This is a genomic window from Fusibacillus kribbianus (assembly GCF_030053595.1).
GTDB lineage: Bacteria > Bacillota > Clostridia > Lachnospirales > Lachnospiraceae > Lientehia > Lientehia kribbiana.
Genome location: NZ_JASGBQ010000029.1, coordinates 1 through 21317 on the forward strand (window position 1 = coordinate 1; position 21317 = coordinate 21317).

Here is a 21317-nt window from a genome sequence, read left to right on the forward strand (position 1 = left end):
TTTGCGTGTAGCTGTCATAACCTATCCTCCGTAATTGTAGTGAAATAGTCTAACTATCTTTCATTTACAATTATAGAGGAATCCAGGAGATAAGAAAATCCGCAGGAATATTTGGCGCTTACGCTCCATCTGGATGATATTCTGGATCTAACGGCTGATTTAGATATACCTCACGGAATTCGTTTTCAATTCTGCTTTTCTCCAGATGATAATACTCGATTGCATTCTTGTAAAAATCATTTATATATCTGTTCAGGTCCTGTTCATAATCTGTCGCATTGCGGTCTATTTCAATATTTCCAACAACCTTGATTTTTCGGCTTTTCCATTTTCTTATAGAGTCCTCCAGTTCGCTTTGCAGATCACTGAACCGATTTCCTCCCGAATAGCAATCCAAGTTAACAAAGTGATCATCCGACTCTTTAATTTTTTCAATAATTTCTTCTAAAGATGAAATCTGTTCATAGACTTCTACATTCTCAATTGCACTCTGTTCATTTTTCTCTTTTAAGCAAGCATCCATTACATTTACTTCGTGTTCAAAAATCCGAATCACTTCGCCAACATATGCCACCATCGGATAATTCTTTATATAAGTCGTCACACTTCCATCGCTTATGCTCGTAATCAGCTGAGGATCTTCAATACCGAGATCGCAAATAAAGCGAACGACATATTCTTTATCCATTGTCGGCGAAATAAAGAAAAACAATTGTTTTTGTTCAATATCTTTTCGTTCTGTTAGTGACAACAAATCCCTTCTGAAAAGCTGAATGGTATCTGGTTCAATTATAAATACAACAGGAACATTTGTTAGATTAGTCCCAACTATTTCGTCCACACTTTTTATATTCTCAAGAGTAAATGGTAAATCTTCGGTTACTTCTTCTTTTCCTCTGACAACAACACAAGTAAAAGTTTCCTCAAATACATCTTTGTTGACATCATAAAATGCATCAAAATCAAACTGCCTGTTTCTATTAATGCTCAACCATTCAAGCAACTCCTTAATCTCTTTACTTTTGACTTCCGCATCTTCTAGTTCATTACGCATAATAATCCTTACCTGTTCAGGCAAGACACCCATATTTGCAAATGTCATCTTCAGATTTTCAAAATCATATTCTGTACCAGAAAAAAACAGATCAAAATCGTATCCATTCATTTCATCATAAAACACTCCAGGAACAGCCTTTACCCAGTCAGACAATAGCTTATTTTCATATTTTTCAATTTGACAATTTATTTTAGGACTTTGTCCATTAAATTTTACTTCTGTCTTCAATAGATAAGGATTATGTTGCAATTCCGCATTTACCATATAAAATCCAACTCCTTTGAAAAGTTAATTCTCAAAATAACAAAAAAACACCATAGAGCCAAGAACTCCATGATGTCATTTATTACCTTGCTTCTGGACGTCACTATTAGCTCCAGTACGTCATATTCTTCTGTCCATTATAATCCACAATTGAAACAATAGCAATGATATAATCCATGTATTGTCACCTTTACGCGACACCTTTAAACAAAAAAACGACCCGGGACACCAGCACCATTCCGATACTGGCATCCCGGACCGGGTTCACTTTACTCTAATTCCGCTTCCTGCTTTTTCACCGCTTCCGTGGGCTTCGGCATGCTGTTCTCAGCCTCCGCAGCCCCTTTCTTTTTCTCCTGCAGCTTATCCCTAACCGAAGGCTTCTTCTCGTCATCTTCCTTTCGGCGGTCTCCGTTATTGATAATGCCGTCGATCATTCCATAATCATCTTCCAGAATCTCCTCTACCTTTTTCAGCGGATTGTCTGCGAAGAATTCCGGCACCTGCTTAAATCCAAACGAATCCACATAGTAAGCCTGATCACGATTATCTTTATGGATTACAATAACATCACTCACACTAAGCGAATGTCCTCTGAAATCATCCGGATGATGCAGATTAAAGCGCTCATAGATACTATCCAGAGTTTCTCCTGCAAACAGCGCACCTGTGTAGACCTGATCGTAATTATCCTGATTTGCAGAATGACCATGCTTTGTCAGGCGATCATAGGACTCGAAATGTAAATCTTTATTTTCCGGTGTATCCTTCAATTGAAAAAGCTCAAAGGCACCAACCTGTTTTTTACTCTCCATATTCAAAACCCTCATCCGATTCTAAATCCAGTGCCGCATATTCCTCGTCGCTCATTTTACTGAGCTTGTCGAGCACATGCCGGCACACTTCCTCCAGTTCCTTATCATTTATGTGATCCAGCATCATCTTGAAGTCATTGATGGTGGCCTTTCTGGATCCCGTACGAAATAAAGCAAGTAAATTCTGCTCCTCCACATTAAACATCATCATTCCATCTCCTTCGATTTGCTTTTATTCTGCCCTTTGGGATTACTATCTCCTTTTACCACAGCCTGCTTCTCATGAAGATCTGCCAGCAAAGATTTCTTTTTTACTGTCTGTGTCCTCTCAACAGCCTGCGATATTGCTCGTTCCCCCGTTATCGGATCCCGTCGAAGGGAATACAATTCCTGTCGAATTTCGTCAACAGATTTATTAGGATCAGCCACACATAACACATCCTCTCGTTTCAGATGCCCGTAATACTCTGCATTCAATGCCCCATGAAGCAAACTCATCTGCTCCGGGGAAAATGCCGGATCAGCATATATCGTTATATCCACCTTTTCGGCAATTCCGGCTTCGATCTCATGCCATTGTTCTGAAGAATAGAGCATCTTCGGAAGACTGTCGATCTTCACCTGATATTGAATATCATCCATCTCCTCTGAAGATAATCTCTGTGCCGTCAGGTCCATGGCCTTACCACCTACCCAGTAGGCCTTTGGATCAAAGCCCTGTTCGACAACATTCGCCATAAATTGTATCTGATTGTCGGACAATGTCGGATTGTAAAGCTTCGTCAGTTCTGCAAGCCGCTCCCGGTCCATCTCTTCCAGCGGATACCGGGAAAGCTGATAGAAATCTGCGATCTCCTTTGCAGCCGTCGTAATGGTCATGGTTTCCGAATCACTGATCTGTCCGCCATCTACTTCTCTGTAATTATGCCCGTATACGGTATAATCCCAGCTTCCATCCGAAGCCTCATGAATTTCCAGATAATGGTCCCCCAGTCGGTAGGCTGCTTCCAGCTGATTATGCTCTTGCGAATGCTCCTGTTCGTTCGCTTTTTGTAACAGAAGCTCCTGCATATGCCCGTCAATGTCATTGATCATTTCTGATGCAGCCTTTCGGATTGTATTCAGCGATGCTTTCAGCTCCGGAGTCTCCTTTCCCTTTGACCAGCCTGCGATATAGGCAAAGCTGTAATCCGAAGTATCGATGCCGTAATGCTGGCATACAGTATATGCTACGGATTCCGCCTCCACCTCTTTGCCTCCCCGGGAGATATTTTCTAGATTCTGATCCGACACCTTTTTGTCCGGATCGATCGCATGCAGCTTCTGATGTGCCATTTCATGAATTGCGGTTTTCACCGTCTGGATCTGACTCATTCCTTCTTGGATCGCGATCCGTTTCTCCACCTGATGGTAATAGCCCTTGGCTCCTCCATTGATCTTTTCAAACTTTATCGGAACCGGGCAGGAACGTTTCAAGGCTTCAAAGAACATCTCATACTGCTCCACATCGCCGGTCAGCTCATTTACACCAATGGAGGGCAATTCTTTTCCATCCGTCTGACTGACATCAAATACGGAAACAACCTTAAAGGCAGGGCACAGCACCTCCTGGATCTCCTTCTGATGAGAACCATCCGGATTCATCAGGATCTCGCCTGTATTTGGATCCGTCTTGTCCACCTCGATCTTCTGTTTATAAGGTGTAGGCGCAAGAATGCGAATTCCTTTTTCGCCTTTATTGACCTGTCGCCCAAACTGCTTCTGCCAGGTCGTATAACCGGCAACTAATGTAGCATCCGGCTTTTGCAGGGCAATCAAAAGCGTGTTGTTCAGGCTGTAATCATGAAAACGGCTCATGGTGGTCAGCCACTGCTTGTATTGTTCCGAATTAAAAAGCTCGGAAATTCCCGCTTCCAGCTGATCCGTGATTTCCTTCATGCGGTCATACTGCTTATTTTCAGCCATATGCCCTCCTTTCCGGAGCTCACGCTCCAAAAAATAAGATGGGGATAAGCCCCGCAGGACCTATCCCCGATACAATCACTTTTTCTTTTCTCGTCTGGCCCTGTTCATGTCTTCCAGAACACGTTTTTGAGCCTCGGAAAGCACCCGCGGTGGTTTGATTTTGATCCATTTCTTTGGGATAAGGTATGTTCTTCCACCCCAGGAATTGGATCTCACAAACTCCACCCGCGCCGGTTGATTTTTGCAAAGCTCATCCAGCTGTGACCGGAGTTCGAGATTGTAAGTATAGACAGACGCCTGCTCCTCTTTTTCATTGAAGAGGATAATCGTCTCCCGCTCAGATTTCGATAATTTCATCTCAGGCATCCGCCACCCGTTCCGAGACCTCTTTTAGCATTCCTGATGGACACAGAAGAAGCAGCCCCTTCCGGCTGCTCTTTTCCCTTCATCATCTGATTCACGCCTTCCACATAGGCACACATTCTTTTTCCTGTCATTTCGCTCATCTCCATCTCCTCCTTATAATTCCGCAGTCTGCGCTTTGTGAGAGGCTTTTTTGCCGCCCTCCAGATTCACAGCTTCTTTTTTCTTTGCATCCAGTCTGGCCTTCAGGGATTCTTTCTCCTTCGGATGTTCCTTTTCGGCCTTCTTTGCCTGCATACGCTCATCAAAACGCTGAGCCTTCTCAAAGACCTTGTCCCGGGAATCGTAATGGTAAACAGAATCCGACAGACGATCCTGCGGCTGGACCTCCGTTTCATTGATCTGCCTTACCATGCTCTCAAGCTCTCGGTAGTCCATAGCACCATTATCCGGAAGTAAAATCACCTCATGGGTAGAGGAAGGGAGAATGAAGAAGTCTCCGTTAAGCTTTTCCGCAGCTTCCTCCATAAAATTCGGATAAAAGATGCAGCCTGCACCATTCATCCCGCTATTACAGGTAGCCACAAACATACCGCCTTCATCCGGCAGCATATCCGGCTCAATTCCCATCATTTCAGAGAGAACCTCCTGCATACTGCGGATCCTTGCGGGAAAATTCTCCGGGGCATTGGTCATTGCATCTGCATGAAGCTGATCCGCCGTAATGTCATACTGCTGAAGGATCTGATTGGTCACCACTGTGGATGCCATTCCGTTTTTATTGCTGTCAAACACAAAACGGTACACCAGAGACATATCCTCCTGTTCCTTATGGGGAATCCCGGAAAGCATTTCCTCGTTGCCCTTCGTCGGAACCACCTGAACCATCAGTTTGCTCTTCATGGAATCATAATCCATGAGCTCGGACATTCTGACATTTGGATGATTTCTCATTCCGTCCTCAATCAAACCGACGATCTCATGAACAGCCTCATTGTAGGAAGCGCCTCTCTGATACTTCTCATAAGATCCCTGCACATTCATCGTAACACCGATGTTGGAGCCCTCCGGCTGAACACAGATGCCATAATAAGACTCTCCCTGGAGCTTATCCACCTGGCGGGCAGTAACGGTTGCCGCCTGAAACTCATCCGAAAGCACTTCCTTCAGATCCTTCGTCACCTGGTCTACAAATTCTCTGTAATCCATAAATACACCCTTTTAACCTTTCTCTTTTTGCTTAGCAGCTTTCTTGCCGCTAAAATCCAATGAGTAGTTCACACGCTCTCCGGTATCCTCCATCACAAGATCTGCATCGAAATTGCGTCCTTTCTTCTCGGAGTAAAATCCGGATACGTGCACACGGCCATCCTTTAACAGGGCGACGGCCATCTTTTTCGTGAGCTTCTTTCTCATGGAGGTCAGCCACTTGTTTTCCTTCCAAAGGCAAAAGCTGCACGCTCTGCTGCTGCAAAAGAAACTCTTCGTTCCCTCAAAAACAGAAGAACCGCAGCGGGGACATATTCCTATCACCTCCCGCTGCGACCTTCCACTGTCACTTTCGGAAAACGGATTTTCCCGTTTTCTTTCTGCGCCTCCGTATTTCGTCACCAATGCTTTCACCATATCCGTGATTCCAGACATGAATTCTTCCTTCGAAATCGCTCCTTTCTCAATCTGCTTTAATGCGTTCTCCCAATCAGCGGTGAGCTTTGGTGACTTTACCGCCTCCGGTAAAACCTGTACCAGAGCAATCCCATCCTCCGTGGGAATCAGCTGTTTTCCCTTTCTCTGAACATAGCTGTTTCGCACCAGCTTTTCGATCATCTCTGCTCTGGTAGCCGGTGTTCCAAGTCCTTTTTTCTCGGTATCCTCGTCAAAGCTTTCATTTCCGGCGGTTTCCATGGCAGAAAGTAAAGAATCCTCTGTATATGCTTGGGGAGGACTGGTAAAATGCTCTGTTGACAAGGCACTTACACCATCGAAAGTCTGGCCTTTTAACAATAACGGAATATGCTTCTCCGCTTTCGAAGCTTCAAGATTTCTCATTTTTCGAAACTGCTCTTCATAAGCCTTCCAGCCTGGATCAGGAACTGTTTTCCCGTTTGCAAAAAACTCCTCCCCTCCGCAGCTGACCTTGATCTCTGTTTCCGTGATCCGCTGCTTCACTCCGGTTGCCATCAAAAGCCGCACAGAAATCAGCAGCAAGATATCCCGCTCTCCCTCAGAAAGTGCAGACAGATCCTGATTTTCAATTTCTGCCGTCGGGATAATGGCATGGTGATCGGACACCTTACTGTTATTTAAAACCCGGCATATATCGATTTCTGCCGGACTTTGACGAAACATGTCAAACACCCGCTTCACCACATGGACCATCTGCTCCGTGGTAGAAGCCATGTCTTCTGTCAGAAACTGGCTGTCCGTTCTCGGATACGTCACCAGTTTTTTCTCATACAGGCTCTGGGTATATTCCAGTGTTTTTTTGGCTGTATATCCATAGTAACGGTTGGCTTCCCTCTGAAGCGTAGTCAGATCATATAACTTTGGCGGACTGACAGTCTTTTCCATACTCCTGGCGCAGGTAACCGTTGCCGACTGATTCTGACATTTTTCAACAAGCGTCTCCATTTCTGCCCGATCAAATATTTTTTCCTTCACCACATCCAGGCCGTCCAGATCTAGATGCACGTTCCAGTATTTCTGCTTTTGAAAACCATTGATCTGCTTCTGCCTTTCAACAAGCATGGCAAGTGTCGGTGTCTGAACACGGCCAACTGTCAGCTTCCTGTCATAAAGCCCGGTAAACAGCCGGGTTCCGTTTATGCCTACCAGCCAGTCCGCCCAGGATCTTGCCTGCGCTGCTTCATAGAGAAGATCAAAATCATGGCCATTTCTCAGATTTTCAAAACCATCCCGGATGGCACTGTCCTCCATAGAACTGATCCATAATCGCTTAAACGGCTTCTTGCATCCGGCCTGCTCATAGACCAGACGAAAAATCAGCTCGCCCTCCCGCCCTGCATCAGTCGCAGCCACGATCTCTGTCACATCCTTTTTCTCCATGAGCTTTTTCAAAATAAAAAACTGCTTCTTCGTACCGTCTGACACCTGATATTTCCAGGTGTCCGGCAGAATCGGCAGATTCTCAATATGCCATTTTCCAAGGCGTTCATCATATACTTGCGGCTGTGCCAGCTCCACCAGATGTCCCACACACCAGGAAACAACATATCCGGAGCCCTCCAGATAACCATCCTCCCGCTTGTAGGCACCGATGACATTGGCAATTGACCGCGCCACACTCGGTTTCTCAGCAATAACAAGCTGCATTCTTTTTCCCTCCATCTTACACTTTCTGAATCACACGCTTAAACTTCAGCGGACTTTCTGAAATATAGTCATTGATCAATCGGCTCTCCGCCTTCGTTTCCGCATAAGCCGTAATCGTGATCGTCTTTTGATCCCAGTCCAAGGTGTAGCTGTCTGCAGTAACGTTCGTGATATGATGCTTTGCCAGAAAATCTCGGAGTTCCATCATGGCTTCCTTCTCATCCGACATAATCACATTCACATAGGTTCTGTCTTTGGACAGCTTATCACTGAGCAGGCAGGCGACCGCACAGCCCACACCGCCGGCCAGAGATACCACCAGAATGGCGGTCATGCTGTCAGAAGACACCACGCGTTTGGTGACCCAAAAATAAATAAAGTCGGAGATCACAACTGCAATTCCTGCAAGTAACCACCGACTTCTCTGGATCAATATTGTTTTTGTTGTACTGAGGGCGTTGTCCAGGACCTTGGCCAGGAAAATCGACCCGAAATAGATTATGCTGCTCAAGCAGCCATCACCTCCTCCAAAAAGAAAAGGCCGCTTACCTTATGAGGCAAACGACCTGGATGATTTTATTACTACATTCAAAAAGTGCCTGAATCATAAATCTTCCAAAATGTTTTATGAAACGGTATTCCGCAGCTTATTCAGCTTATCAGCCAAGTATATAATAACATCTTCCGGGGCGGGACGCTCCCCACTGAAAGGAACCTTAGCCCACTCCTTTTGAATTTCTGGATCTTTGTTCATTAACGCAGCGTCTATTGCAATCTGCATTTCAGCGTATACTTTCTCCGGCGTTGTATTATATCTTCTGGCTACCTCCCTAATGATTTCATTCATATTCATAGGAACCTCCCTCTTCTGAAAGTATAATTATTTGTTCTTTAGAACTAATATATCATATTTAGACCTATAAATACATATTTTTTTGCAGACAAATATCGACACAAAAAGACAGAGAAAAAGAAGGGCATATAAAACACCCTTCTTTTAATCCTCAACATAAGCCTTTACAGCTTTGACTATTCTCTTTTGTTCGTCTACCGGATACTTCTTTATAGCCTGTGATAATTCATTTGCTACACCATCGACAGATCGTGTCACAACATCAACTAAAAGTTTATCCGCAGAAACATCGAGTGCATTTGCAATTGCCACAAATTTATCCAGTCTTACAGTCTTTACTCCGCGCTCTATCACACTGATATGTGTCGGACTTAAATCAACGAGGGCTGCCAGATCCTCCTGAGTAAGATTTTTCGCTTCTCTTGCTTCTTTTATTCGCAAACCAACCGCTTTCAAATCCATTGCAGCACCTCCTTCTGAACGATTGATTGTTCTAAAGACATTATATCTTCTGCATTTCAGCTCATACAGAATCTATAAATCATTTATTTGTTCTTTAGAACTACTATAATTGTAAAAAATTAACTGAAGGCTTAATTTCCCATGTGTATTCTCCCATGCACCACATACCTGGCATCCTCAAAATCATACGCACAGGTAGACAATGTCACGATCCGATCTGATGTATGGATCGCCATTTCCTTCGCCACAAAATCAGACTTTCCACATATCTCCCTCAGCCACTCAGAAAAATCATGCTTGCTTCCGCAGTTGATCCTGTAAGCACTGGAATCTGCCGTAGTCACATATCCGGAGAATATCTCCAGCTGATACTGCTGATCTCCTACCGTCAGATTCATAACCGGATGGTCCTCGTAATAACCCTGATCCGCATACTTAATAAGAGTCGCGAACATCTTCCCGCTTGCCATATGATGACCGTAGATGATCGTGTTATCATCTGAGAAGTCCTCCGCATTCTCGCAGTCTATGAACAGACAGCCATTTCGGTTATAGGTTCCGTCCGCCAGATGAGACAGGTAATAAACATTGTCCTCTCCCTGACAGACCGGATAATCGATCACCGTATCCGGAGAATGTATCCAGGCAACGATATCGCCATTCACTTCCTGAGCCACCTCCAGATTGACTATTGAATCCGAATTGATAGATAAGATTTCTTCCTCCGTATTCTCTGCCTCGTTTTCAGAAGAAGCCGGACTTTCATCCGGCTCCTTCACTCTTACCAATTCAGCAAGCTCTTTATAGGTTTCATCGCCTGCTTCATATTCCTGCTGTGTGCTGAAGGCTTTCCAGCCAAAGCAGGCCGCCGTGACAAGTCCTGTAAGGACCAGACATACCGCAGCCGCTCTGGCAATCTTTCGTTTAGTTGTCCTCTTCATCCCTCTTTTTTCCCCGACAGATGATATAAACTCCTGCCACGACTGCGGCTAACGCGCTGACAGCAATTCCGGTCCAGAGTCGGACATTGGCATCGTCCCCGGTCTTAGGTCCATCGGCAGAATTGGAAGTCACAGCGGGTTTCGCGGTCTCCGGCTTTGGAGTGTTCTCCTTCGGTTTCTCTTCAAGCTGATTTGCCATAACAACGGATATCAGCTGACCGTCCTCAGAAACAGAGAACTCATACATGGTATCGTCGATCTGATAGCCTTTCGGTGCATCAAACTCCTGATAGAAGTATTTGCCGAATTCCAACTCAAATTCCGCCACACCATTTTTATCCGTATATCCCTCTTTGATGACAGTCTCACCATCAGCACCATAGATTCTAAAGCCTGCATCCGGAAGAAGCTTTTCGGTATCTGCATCCACCTTGGAAATCACAAGTGTGCCTTTAATTCTGGTATTTGCCATATCTACCGTGATTTCCTGTCCATCACCGGTAATGCTGAAGGCATAGGGAGTATCGTCAAGCACATAACCCTCCGGCGCTTCATATTCAGCTACTGTATAATCTCCGTAACGAAGTTCGAAGGTTACGATACCATCCTCGCCGGTCTTGCCTTCTGCAACAACAGTTCCCTCCTGGTCACATACTCGGAAGCCTGCACCGACAAGCTTTTCTCCGCTTGCTTTGTCTGTTTTGAAAATACTGATCTTGCCCTTCATCACCTGATCGACAAAGCCAACGCCTGCCTCGTTTTCGATTATCCGGCACTGACCATCCTCAATGATTTCGAACTCATAAACATTTTCATCTAAAACGAAACCCTCCGGCGCAGTCTTTTCCTTCACCAGGTACTTACCGTAACGGAGTCCATCCATGCGGTAAATACCGCCTTCGCACTCTGTCATTTCTCCAAGGAGAATATCATCTTCGCCGAGCTCACCATTTTCATCGGAGTCTGCATAAACTTCAAACACAGCACCTGCCAGGTGATTATCCGGATAATCCTTATCCACCTTAGTCAGTTCCACACTGCCAATGATCGGATAATTGATCGCCTTCAGGCCGATAACCTGTTTATCAAAGGTCACTGATAGGAAATGTCTGGCATCAGATAATACATATCCTTCCGGCGCTTCAAGCTCTGCTACCAGATAATCACCATAAGGAACCTTCTCAAATACAAACTCGCCATTTTCATCGGAAGCTGCGGTTGCAATGGCATGTTCTGCAGTAAGCTCCATGGTTCCTTCCCTGAAAATGCCAAAAACAGCACCTGCCATGCCTTTTTCCTCTCCATCTGCCACCTCATCGTTGACCTTCAGGCCTTCGACATGACCGTATTTCAATTCATTTTCAATGCCATTTCCTTTGTTCAGAACAACAGTCTGGAGTGCTGTCTCCTGACCTGCATATCGGAAATTTACTTCATAGATGGTATCACTTAATACGTAATGGATATCCGTGGTAAGCTCTTTCACGTAGTAGCTTCCGAACGGCAGATCCGACCGGAAGCGAACATTTCCTTCTTCATCTGCAAATGTAATCTCCATCAGGCCATCTGCCGGAATCTTGCTGCCATCTGCGGCAATCAGTTCTTCCCTGGCATAAAGGCCAAAGGATACGGCTGTGATCTCACCATTCATTCCGATCTGATAAAGTTCATCCTGTTCCATAGCCTTCTTCGCAGACATCTCAAGCTTCTGCCTGTCATTGATAAAGCTTGTGGATGTGGACGTTACACTGATCTCCTGACCGGCATAAATAAGCTCCACCTCCTGTGCTTCGGTATTCAATACGAATCCATCCGGCGCCTGGATCTCAACGATCTTATATTTCCCAAGGTACAGCTCGCCTGTCTTTGCGAAGCCATCCTCATCGGTTGTGATCTCAGCAACCATTTCGCCAGCTTCTGCACGTACCGTTCCGTCACCGGTTACGATATCTTCTGCAGCAATGACCTGGTAGGCGGCTCCGGAAAGCGCCTTTTCTTCATAGACTGCAGAATAAACAGGATCAATAACGCCCCAGCTGCCTTCCTTATCAAGGACACCTTCCTCCCCGGCTACATTTACGGAAGCAAATATCTCACCGGATTTTGTGATGGAAATGGTTCCTTTCTGTGCCTGGTCATATGCGGTAACAGAAATCACAGTCAGTCCTTCCAGATCTTCATTGTTTTTGGAAGTCACTGTAAAAGGAACCGGTGTGGAATCCAGGACATAGCCATAGGGTGCCTGCACCTCAACCAGAGAATACTCTCCGATTTCCAGTTTCTGAGGAGTGATCAGATAACCATCCTCGCTGACATAGAAGGTATCTACAGTCGTAAGTGTCGGATACGTGTAACTCATGGAAATCTTTTCGCCCGATGCGTTGTAGATCTCAAAGCCGGCTCCGGTAAGGGGAATCGTCCTGCCGGTTTCCTTATCTGCCTTTACCACCTTGATATAAGCACTGTAAGGGGCATTGTTGATCAGATACTTATAGGTTCTTCCGTTCTCTCTGATAAATACCGTGAAATCTCTCATGAACTCGGTTTCTTCCCACCCCTCAGTCTGATGCACGGTGTAGATACCATAAGGAAGATCCTTTGACTGAGCAAATCCATCGGCATCGCAGACAAGGGTATCCCGTTCCGATTCCTTTGCATTTTCAAAGCTGCCTGCCGCTGTCAGATAGATCTGGAATGCAGCACCTTCCTCCGGTGTTTCGATCTGAGTAGAGCCATCATCACTGTGTTTGATAATGGCAACATTTCCCTTGATCACCTGTTCATGGGATGTAAGGGATGGTGCAGAGTTAAGCTCCACTGTGTAATTTTCAGGATCCGCACCTACGTGGTATTCCTTCTCATCCAAAAGATACCCTTCGGAAGGAGTGATCTCCCGGATGGTCCAAGTATTGCCGCACACATAATAATCGGTGGTGAAGCTGCCGTTTTTATCAGTAGTGTAAGTATCAATCAGCTCACCGTCATGATAAATACCATAAACGGCACCTACCAGAGCTGCGTCTCCCTGAGGCGTCTGTACTTCGGCGTCTTTCTTTACAATAGTGACATTAAACTTCTTGAGGATGTTGTTGACGGATGCACCGGTTGTTTCCTTCCAGGCAACCGTCACATTCTGATTCTCAGGAATGACATAGCGGATCGCTGTATCCACTTCCTCCAGAGTATAACCGGATACCCCGGCAATCAGCACATTCTTGAAAGTTGCAACACCGTTCTTATCCGTTGTCGCATAGAGATCCACATTGGTTCCGGAGGCACTGATTCCGTAAAGGCGAAATTTCATTCCCTCCGCAAAACCATCCTCCGAGGTCTTGGCCACAGAAAGATCCCCCCGTTTTAAGACATTGGCAAACTTCACGGTTGCCGTCTCGCCGGAAGTGATCGTTACCGTCTGCTCTGCCTGGGGCTCATAGCAGCTGGCAACGGCCTCTGTAACGGTATAGCTTCCAGGAATCAACCCTTCCACAGACACCTCACCGTTTTCTCCGGTTGTCACGGTTTTGATAAAGCCTTCACCCTTGATGGTCATCTTTACACCTGAAACAATGCCGTCCTCACTGGTTTTTTTAAGTTTCAAGGTTCCTCCCGGAGTACTGACCTTAAAGTCCGCTGTAACATCCGCTGCCTTTGCCACACCGGTTACAACATCCTGTAATGTCGGACTGCCATAGGGAACCAGAACAGCACTTGCAGAAATGTTGGATGATTTGGTCAGTGTAATGGTCGGATCCTTCGCAATATACTGATCTGAAATCAAAGTAATGGTATTCCCGGACTTGCTGATCTTCACATTGCTGTCGCTGGATGATACGGAATATCCGCTTAAAACACCGTTCGGATCGGTAATGGAAAGGATATATTTTCCATCCTGCCACTTCATTTTGTAAGTGCTGCCGTTGGCAAAGCCTGGCTTCACATTCCAGTTTTTCATAGCGCTTACGATTGCATTGTAGTTTGCTGCCACCTCACTGTTGGCTCCGTTCTTACAATAGGCATTGAAAATGCTGCTGTTTGTTCTGTCATAGGAGACGGCATCCCGATACCCGGTAACAAATTCCCAGACAAGCATCTGGGTGGCAAGGTGCTTTGCATCACCGGAGCCGCCAAGTGCTCCTGCATTTCCCGGCTTACCAAAGGCAAGTGCCATTTTTACGGCATTCTTTTTAGCAGAGCCAAGGTTATTCCAGGTATCGGATGCATTCGCTGTCAGGGTGTCACCGGTATGAAGGCTGGCACCCGGTTCAATACAGTAGGCTTCCTCGCCATTGGCATAGATCTGTGTCGCCGGTTTTCCTGCCCCGCCGTCCGATCCATGTGTTCCAACGAAGGAATCCTGGAACATAACCTGGGATCCGTTGGACTGGTACACATAGGAAAAGACGATATTGGCGGTTCCGTCCGCCGCAAAAGCGCTGCAGGGAACCGTTCCTACGATTGCCAGAGCACTTAATACCCCTGCGACAATACGCTTAAACTTATTTTTCTTTGCACTCATTCACATTCCTCCTAAAGAGCTTCTTCCTGCTTTTTCGCCTGACTCTTAACAGATTTCCCGGGAACAGCCGCCGCTGCTTCCTTCTTTTCCGAGAGCTTTCCCAGCACGGATTCCCGTGTTTTATAGGCCTCTAAAAGGGCTTTCAGCTCACCGTTAGAGATGGTTCTGTATTCAATCTTCCAGATATATTTCCCATTTTCGTCCTTACCGGTACTTACATTGCGGGCAAGTCTGGTCTTTCCGGCTTCCGGCAGCTTCATCCAAAGCCCCTTTCCAAACTGATTTTCATGGACCATCTTCGGAGATATCACAAAGGACTCCCAGGGCCGACTGTCAGACGGATCCGCATTGGGGATCCTGATCTCCACAAGCTCTTTCCCGTTCTTTGAGGTAAAGGGCTCTCCCATCAGGCCCTTTCCGAATTTGATCGTTACTTCCTGCTCTGCCCCCACATCAAAGAATTCCCCGGCCGCCATGGCAGCCTCAGCTTCCATTACAAAATCAGGAACATCCGCAGGCATCACATTTTTCTCATTTGCCATCATTCATTTCCTCCAAAATTCGACAAAAGATAAGGCCGCTTACCCTCCGGCAAACGACCTGTCATCAACTTACTCTTCCGTTTCGTTTTCTTCTTCCTCCGGCACTTCATCTTCGTTCTCGTACCCGTCGTCATCATAGAACTCACGGTCCTCATCGATGCCGGTCCGATTCTTCTTCGGCCTGATCTTCAGCATGTAGTATGCCCCTGCGATCAAAGCACCGATGGCAGCAGAGATTCCAAGCATCGGAAGTGCTGAATTGACCTGGTTTTCTTTTACCGGTGCTGTCTCAGGTTCCGGATCCGGCTTCTCTTCCTGCCCAGAGATCGTGACCTCCGGAGTGATCACATTTTCTGCCTCCGGCTCCTTACTTTCTTCAAGCTGTGCCTTTTCCTCATCACTCATCAGATTCATAAGGTCAATGGTATCGACAGCATTTAAAAAATACACGTTTTCACTGCTGCCGCTTCGATCAATGACGATGTAATAATAGCTGCCGTCTCTGGTAGTGACCGTCATAAACTGCATTTTTCCGGAAGCTTCTTCATCCAGATCATCCACCAGAGTGAGATTTCCATTCGGTGTTAATGCACCGGATACATCACGGTCACTCGCAGAGGTTTCACTTTCGTTATTCTCTTCCTCCTTTGTCCCTTCTGTGATTGTTTCCTCCACTACGACCGCCGGATTCTGCTTCTGATCGGCATTCTCATTGGACTGAGCAAATACCGGAGTCGTGCTTCCGCAGGCCATAAATGCGGCCATTGACACTGCAGCCATGCCTGCTGCCCATCTCTTTTTCAGCTTAATCATGATATTCCATCTCCTCCCTGCCGGAATCGGAACCGGCATAAACCTCTTTCTGAACTTCCGTAAGCTTGTGAAGTGTCTCCATGACATCGCCCTTTCCAGCCATCTCGCGAATGACCCTGGCAATCTCTTCATCGCAGAGCTGCCGTTCCAGCTCCAGAAGCGTTTTCAGATACTCCTCCAGCTCGCGGATACGAGCCCTCGTTTTCTTAATGTCCTCGCGGACCTTTACGATCTTCTTATTCAATTTCAAATCCTCCATATTTATGGTAATCTTCCAAAACAGTAAAAATGCTGCTGCCAGTAATTGGTCTCAATGGATGCGTACTGGATCGGGTTTCCGCAATGGATCATCATGCCGTTTCCGACATAAATACCCACGTGGGATGCACCCTCCGTGTCATAGGTTCCCTGGAAAAAGATCAGATCTCCCGGTTTAGCCTGGTTTGACGGAACATAAGTGCACACGCCTCTGAGGCCCTCTGCCGTCAGCCGTCCGTAATCCCATCCATTTCCGCAATGATTGATGACCCAGCTTACAAACCCGGAACAGTCAAAACTGGTACTCGGGCTGGCACCGCCCCAGACATACGGATAACCAAGATATTTTTCAGCTTCCATGATCATGTTGCGGAATTTTGCATCCGACAATGCTTCCGGTGGAATCTCATAGGACATGCCTCCAGGCTGATAGCCTGCAAATTGCGCGGTATCCCAAAGGTAATCCCGGTTTCCAAAGGAAGTGTTTAAAATGTTGTACCAGTTGATGGCTTCTGTCGAATCCAATCGATTTCTGGCGACGGAATCAAAACCTTTATTGGTAAGTGTTACGTTCAGCACCCGCACAGTTCTTGTCTGTGTCACCTCTACGGTCTGGCTTCCGTTGTCATCTGCAATATAAGCCTCCCAGGTCTTATGACCGTGAGCACTTGCTACAGAATGACTGTCATAATACACATCGAAAGCAACACCATAACGAGCAAAGTTCCCGGTATCCTCTACGGTATATTCCACACCGTTCATAACGATTCTGGTTCCCATAGGGACGATCGGATTTTGTGCATCCACGGCAATCGTATGATTAGCCTGCGGCATAGCACCGCTTGCTGTTGCTCCGCCTGCCCATCTGCCGCAGCAAATGGAACAGTTACAATATCCACTGGTCACAACCGAACCCAGGGATTCTCCCACACGAACCGTCCTTGTATCCGTGATGGTCTGCGTTGAGCCCTCTACCTTCATGTGATACTGCTCCTGAAAAATCCTGGTCAGCTCCTCTTTCACATCAGAAGCCATATAATTTCCAAATCGCACCGTCAGATACGAGGTCAGCTGGTACGGACTGTGGGAAATCTCATCCACCTGAAAGTTGTATTCATCATATCCGGGGTAGGTTTGTTTTACATTGTCAATCTGTGCCTGCAGGGCATCCTCCATGGCAGAGTAATATTCCTCCGCAGCATAGATCTCGTCATCCGATGCCAGATAAGTTGACTGCACGATTGTAGATCCGCCTCCGGCAATCATGGTTCCTCCTGCAGAACCAATGGAAATAATCATGACCAGGCCCACACCAAAGCTAAGACAAATCAGTCCAAGAATCTTATGACGACGGAAGAACCCGGCCGTTCTTGCTGCCTGTTCTTCCTTTTTCTTTGCCTTGTGTGCTTTGTAAGCAGCATCCTGAGCCGCAGTTCTTCGAAAGATCCTGTCTTTCTTTTTGCCGGCATAATCCTTCTTATAGCGCTTCTTCTGAAACTCATGATTTGTCGATGCGGTCTTTCCTTCTGCCTCCCTTTTTGCTGTACTTCCAAACTGAAGCTTTGACTGTCTTTCTGCCTCTGCCTTTTCCATTGTCAATCGGGGGGAAGTGCTTTTACCCGATGCCCGATGACCGCTTATTTCTGTACGAAGCCTTCCTGCGGCTCCTTCTGCAGTTTCCTCCGCCCGGTGAGCAGCTTCTACCGCACTGTTCTCATCCTCCGCTTCATCCACCTTTCTGTGAGCCACAGTAGAAATCTTCCTTCCTGTTGCTCCAATGACAGGGGTAACCACTTCACCGGTTGAAGAAAGACCAGGATCATCCTCAAAATGAAGCCTGGCCTTCTGCTTTCTGTTTTCTTCCCGATAAATACGCTTCCGCTGTTTCTTCTTTACCTCAGGCGGAGTCTCTTTGACCTCGGCTCGCGGAGCCGATCTGACAGAGTGTTCCTGAAGAGGAGAATTCTCCTCCGGTGCCCCGGGCGGCTCTTCCCTGACAAGTTCCAGCATGTCAGGTTCATCCCTGTGGAGCGTCCCCCTGTCACCCGCTTTATGATAATTGTGTTTCTGTTGAACCCTGGACTTTGATTCCTTCGGGAAGGATTCTTTCTGTAATGCATCTTTTTCTGTTTCAGCCCTCAATCTGAACCACCTCCAAAGCCTCTGTCTTACCCCAGTTCACCCAACTCGGCATCATCCCAGCGGTTAAAAACATCCCTGGCAAGCTCCGAGGCAGAACCGACAAGCTGATCCAGCTCATTCCGGCTGCAGCCGCCGCCTTTTTCCATGCTCCGAAAAGCATCTGCCAGCTGATCGACAGCAACCGTAAGGGCAAGCATATCATCCTGCATAACACCGAGGGTACCGGTGGACATCATCACCATTCCGTGAGGAAGATCGAAAACATCCATCTTCTCCTTCGTACGGTCATCATTGTGCTCCCTGCCTTTGTCCCGAAGAGTGTTGTGAAAGCAGATGGCCTGATCCATATATTTCTTCGGATTCACATAATGGTCCAGGATCACATCCACCAGCTGCTTATCAAACCGGCACATTTCATCCGCCTGATCCCGCACATACAGATAGGCCTTATGCTGCTTTTTCAGCATGCTCTCCTTCTCATACATCCGGATCAGCTGCTGATGCATCTTCGCCAGAATCTGCACATCATAGAAAAGCTGTGTCAAAGCCACTGCAGGAATTTCGATCAGCTCCAGTGCGTCGTGGCCTTTTGCAAAATCCTTATTCATTACCATTCTCAAGTCCTCCTTCGGTTTCATTCGGTTTCGTTGTCATGATGCGGTACAGCTGAGTATCCTTCGGGAACTTATCCTTAAACGGAATGATGGTATTCCCATAAAAAAGCAGCCCTTCACCCTCGTTGGAGTTTGTCACAAAACTCAACTGATGCGGACTGATATTGAGCTGCTTCGCCAGGATCTGCCGGTCGCCGCCTGCCTGATTCAGCATATAAATAAAGTCACTGTTCTCAAAGATGTTCTCGATCTCACGAGAAGCCAGAAGATCCTTTACGTTCTGTGTGATACCGGTCGGAATACCGCCCCATTTACGGAATCGCTTCCAGATCTCTACCGAATAGGCTGCCGTTTGCTCATCCTTCAGAAGCAAATGGAACTCGTCGATATAATACCTGGTGGACTTATGCTCGGCGCGGTTAATGGTCACACGGTTCCAGACCTGATCCTGAACCACCAGCATACCGATCTTTTTCAGCTGTTTTCCCAGCTCTTTGATATCAAAACAGATCAGACGGTTATTGATATCCACGTTGGTTCTGTGATTAAAGACATTCAGAGATCCCTTTACATAGATTTCAAGCGCCGTAGCAATTCTCTTCGCCTCCGGTTCCTCCTGTGCCAGAATGCATTCATAAAGATCCTCCATGATCGGCATATTCCCCGGATCCGGCTTCTCCAGATAATCCCGGTAGATCATACGGACACATCGGTCGATGATGGTCTTTTCCACCGGCTCAAGCCCTGTCTTGCTTCCCACGATCAGTTCACACAAAGAAAGGATGAAATCAGCCTTTAAGGAAATCGGTGACTCATCCTCGCTGTAGTTGATATTGATATCCATCGGGTTGATATACTGATCAGAATTCGGACTGATGCGGATCACCTGACCTTTCAGAAGCTGCACCAAAGGAGAATACTCACCCTCCGGATCACAGATAATAATGTCATCCCCGGTAATCAGGAAGGCATTGGTCATCTCTCGTTTTGCTGAGAAGGACTTACCGGAACCGGGTGTACCGAGGATCAGGCCATTCGGATTCTTTAAGCGCTTTCTGTCTGCCATGATCATGTTGTTGCTGATGGCATTGATGCCATAATAAAGGGCTTCTCCGTTCTGAAAGAGCTCCTCTGTGGTAAAGGGCACAAAGATCGCTGTCGCTGAGGTGGTAAGCCCTCTCTGAATGTCGATCTGATTAAAGCCGATCGGCAGGCTGCTCATCAACCCCTGTTCCTGCTGGTAATCCAGTCTCTTAAGCGAACAGTTGTATTTCTGAGCGATGGCTGCTGTCTGGAATACAATGTTTTCAAGCTTCTGCTTTGTCTTTGCCGTATTCATAATGAGCACAGTCACAAGGAACATTCTCTCATTCCTGGACTGCAGATCCTCCAGAAGCTTCTTTGCCTCGCCGCCATAGGTAACAAGATCAGACGGAAGCACATCCATGTCATAGCCGGAACGAACCGCTTTCTTCTGTTCCTCGATTTTCATCTTATCCAGGTCTGTGATCTTAAGCTTGATCTGCCTGATTGCCTTTGCCTGATCGATGGATTGCACATGAAGATTGACCACAATGGAATTATCCATATCCAGAAAATCCGCCAGCATCTTATCGGAAAGCTCCGGTGCCAGGATCTGCAGATAGGAAACTGCCCCAAAGGTACGGCCCATCTTAAAAATCCTGCTGTCTCTGAAATCAAAGCTGGTCGGCGCAATAAAATCCTTTGTCCCAAGACCGGTCCTCGCAATCAGATCATAATTGAAGATAAAGGGCTCCTGCACATCCGGATTCAGCATGCCGGACATCACTTTGAGTCTTTCATACCCGGAAAGGCTCTCCGCCGCAACCCCCATTGCCTTTAAGTTATTGATGATATCGGCTTCGATACGTTCCAGCTTCGGTTTTGCCGCCTTCACACTCTCCGCTTCGATACCAAAGGTCACATATTTCTTACGAAGCAGACCATTATTACCCTTTGCAAGCTGCGTTTTCAGCACGCCGTCATATTCCTCGCGGATCGCATTGAATTCATCTGCCTGAGAAGGAATGTTGATGCTTCCTTCCATCTCTTTTACATTTGCGTACTGGCTCATACAGGTAATCTGCAGGGAAATACTGGAATCAAAGTAATTATAAAAATCACACCAGTATTCGAAGACTGCTGTCTTGTCTTCGTTCTGTGCCAGCTGATAATTGATATCCCCAAAGCGGATACACTTGGTGTAGAAGTGATCCTTTACTCTGCAGATCCCATCCCTGAACATTTCCTCATAGGTAATGGATTCCTGTACGGTATGGGGAACCTTTGAGGCCTTTTTTGCCTTCTGTTTCTGCTTTACGATACGTTTCTTCTGCTCTGCCGAAAGCACAGAGCTCA

At 46.5% G+C, this 21317-nt stretch carries 19 protein-coding genes; all 19 read right to left on the reverse strand.

What is annotated here, in order from left to right; genetic code table 11:
- Nucleotides 1-118: 118 nt before the first annotated feature.
- Nucleotides 119-1321, reverse strand: a complete 1203-nt coding sequence (locus tag QJ036_RS12395) for a hypothetical protein (protein WP_283231684.1) — start codon at nucleotides 1319-1321, stop codon at nucleotides 119-121.
- 269 nt (nucleotides 1322-1590) lie between these two features.
- Nucleotides 1591-2136 carry a YodL domain-containing protein gene (locus tag QJ036_RS12400; protein ID WP_283231685.1) on the reverse strand — a complete coding sequence of 182 codons (546 nt, stop codon included), beginning with the start codon at nucleotides 2134-2136 and terminating at the stop codon, nucleotides 1591-1593.
- The gene (locus QJ036_RS12405; protein ID WP_283231686.1) at nucleotides 2126-2347 is read right to left on the reverse strand and encodes a transposon-transfer assisting family protein; all 222 of its coding nucleotides are present in this window, start codon (nucleotides 2345-2347) and stop codon (nucleotides 2126-2128) included. Before QJ036_RS12405 ends, QJ036_RS12400 begins: the two co-directional genes overlap by 11 nt.
- The gene (locus QJ036_RS12410; protein ID WP_283231687.1) at nucleotides 2344-4101 is read right to left on the reverse strand and encodes an LPD16 domain-containing protein; all 1758 of its coding nucleotides are present in this window, start codon (nucleotides 4099-4101) and stop codon (nucleotides 2344-2346) included. Before QJ036_RS12410 ends, QJ036_RS12405 begins: the two co-directional genes overlap by 4 nt.
- Nucleotides 4102-4176: 75 nt before the next feature.
- On the reverse strand, nucleotides 4177-4458 hold the full coding sequence (locus tag QJ036_RS12415; protein ID WP_283231688.1) for a hypothetical protein: 282 nt from the start codon (nucleotides 4456-4458) through the stop codon (nucleotides 4177-4179).
- On the reverse strand, nucleotides 4455-4607 hold the full coding sequence (locus QJ036_RS12420; RefSeq protein ID WP_283231689.1) for a hypothetical protein: 153 nt from the start codon (nucleotides 4605-4607) through the stop codon (nucleotides 4455-4457). Before QJ036_RS12420 ends, QJ036_RS12415 begins: the two co-directional genes overlap by 4 nt.
- A gap of 13 nt (nucleotides 4608-4620) precedes the next feature.
- Nucleotides 4621-5673: a DUF5688 family protein gene (locus QJ036_RS12425; RefSeq protein ID WP_283231690.1), complete on the reverse strand. Its 1053-nt coding sequence runs from the start codon at nucleotides 5671-5673 to the stop codon at nucleotides 4621-4623.
- A 12-nt stretch (nucleotides 5674-5685) separates the two neighbouring features.
- A complete protein-coding gene (locus tag QJ036_RS12430; RefSeq protein ID WP_283231691.1) occupies nucleotides 5686-7797 on the reverse strand; it encodes a type IA DNA topoisomerase in 2112 nt (703 codons plus the stop codon).
- A 16-nt stretch (nucleotides 7798-7813) separates the two neighbouring features.
- A complete protein-coding gene (locus QJ036_RS12435; RefSeq protein ID WP_283231692.1) occupies nucleotides 7814-8308 on the reverse strand; it encodes a hypothetical protein in 495 nt (164 codons plus the stop codon).
- Nucleotides 8309-8422: 114 nt separating this feature from the next.
- Nucleotides 8423-8650: a sporulation initiation factor Spo0A C-terminal domain-containing protein gene (locus QJ036_RS12440; protein ID WP_283231693.1), complete on the reverse strand. Its 228-nt coding sequence runs from the start codon at nucleotides 8648-8650 to the stop codon at nucleotides 8423-8425.
- Between the two features lie 144 nt (nucleotides 8651-8794).
- The gene (locus QJ036_RS12445; protein ID WP_283231694.1) at nucleotides 8795-9112 is read right to left on the reverse strand and encodes a helix-turn-helix domain-containing protein; all 318 of its coding nucleotides are present in this window, start codon (nucleotides 9110-9112) and stop codon (nucleotides 8795-8797) included.
- A 131-nt stretch (nucleotides 9113-9243) separates the two neighbouring features.
- The gene (srtB, locus tag QJ036_RS12450) at nucleotides 9244-10053 is read right to left on the reverse strand and encodes a class B sortase (protein WP_283231695.1); all 810 of its coding nucleotides are present in this window, start codon (nucleotides 10051-10053) and stop codon (nucleotides 9244-9246) included.
- Nucleotides 10037-14569 carry a SpaA isopeptide-forming pilin-related protein gene (locus QJ036_RS12455; protein ID WP_283231696.1) on the reverse strand — a complete coding sequence of 1511 codons (4533 nt, stop codon included), beginning with the start codon at nucleotides 14567-14569 and terminating at the stop codon, nucleotides 10037-10039. Before QJ036_RS12455 ends, srtB begins: the two co-directional genes overlap by 17 nt.
- Nucleotides 14570-14580: 11 nt before the next feature.
- Nucleotides 14581-15114: a hypothetical protein gene (locus QJ036_RS12460; RefSeq protein WP_283231697.1), complete on the reverse strand. Its 534-nt coding sequence runs from the start codon at nucleotides 15112-15114 to the stop codon at nucleotides 14581-14583.
- A 66-nt stretch (nucleotides 15115-15180) separates the two neighbouring features.
- Nucleotides 15181-15924, reverse strand: a complete 744-nt coding sequence (locus QJ036_RS12465; protein WP_283231698.1) for a DUF4366 domain-containing protein — start codon at nucleotides 15922-15924, stop codon at nucleotides 15181-15183.
- Entirely contained in the window at nucleotides 15917-16168 is a 252-nt protein-coding gene (locus QJ036_RS12470; RefSeq protein WP_283231699.1) for a hypothetical protein, read from the reverse strand. Before QJ036_RS12470 ends, QJ036_RS12465 begins: the two co-directional genes overlap by 8 nt.
- 17 nt (nucleotides 16169-16185) lie before the next feature.
- Nucleotides 16186-18192, reverse strand: coding sequence for a C40 family peptidase (locus QJ036_RS12475; RefSeq protein ID WP_283231700.1), 2007 nt, complete (start codon nucleotides 18190-18192; stop codon nucleotides 16186-16188).
- A gap of 158 nt (nucleotides 18193-18350) precedes the next feature.
- Nucleotides 18351-18938: a hypothetical protein gene (locus QJ036_RS12480; RefSeq protein ID WP_283231701.1), complete on the reverse strand. Its 588-nt coding sequence runs from the start codon at nucleotides 18936-18938 to the stop codon at nucleotides 18351-18353.
- Nucleotides 18925-21282, reverse strand: coding sequence for a VirB4-like conjugal transfer ATPase, CD1110 family (locus QJ036_RS12485; protein WP_283231718.1), 2358 nt, complete (start codon nucleotides 21280-21282; stop codon nucleotides 18925-18927). Before QJ036_RS12485 ends, QJ036_RS12480 begins: the two co-directional genes overlap by 14 nt.
- Nucleotides 21283-21317 lie beyond the last annotated feature (35 nt).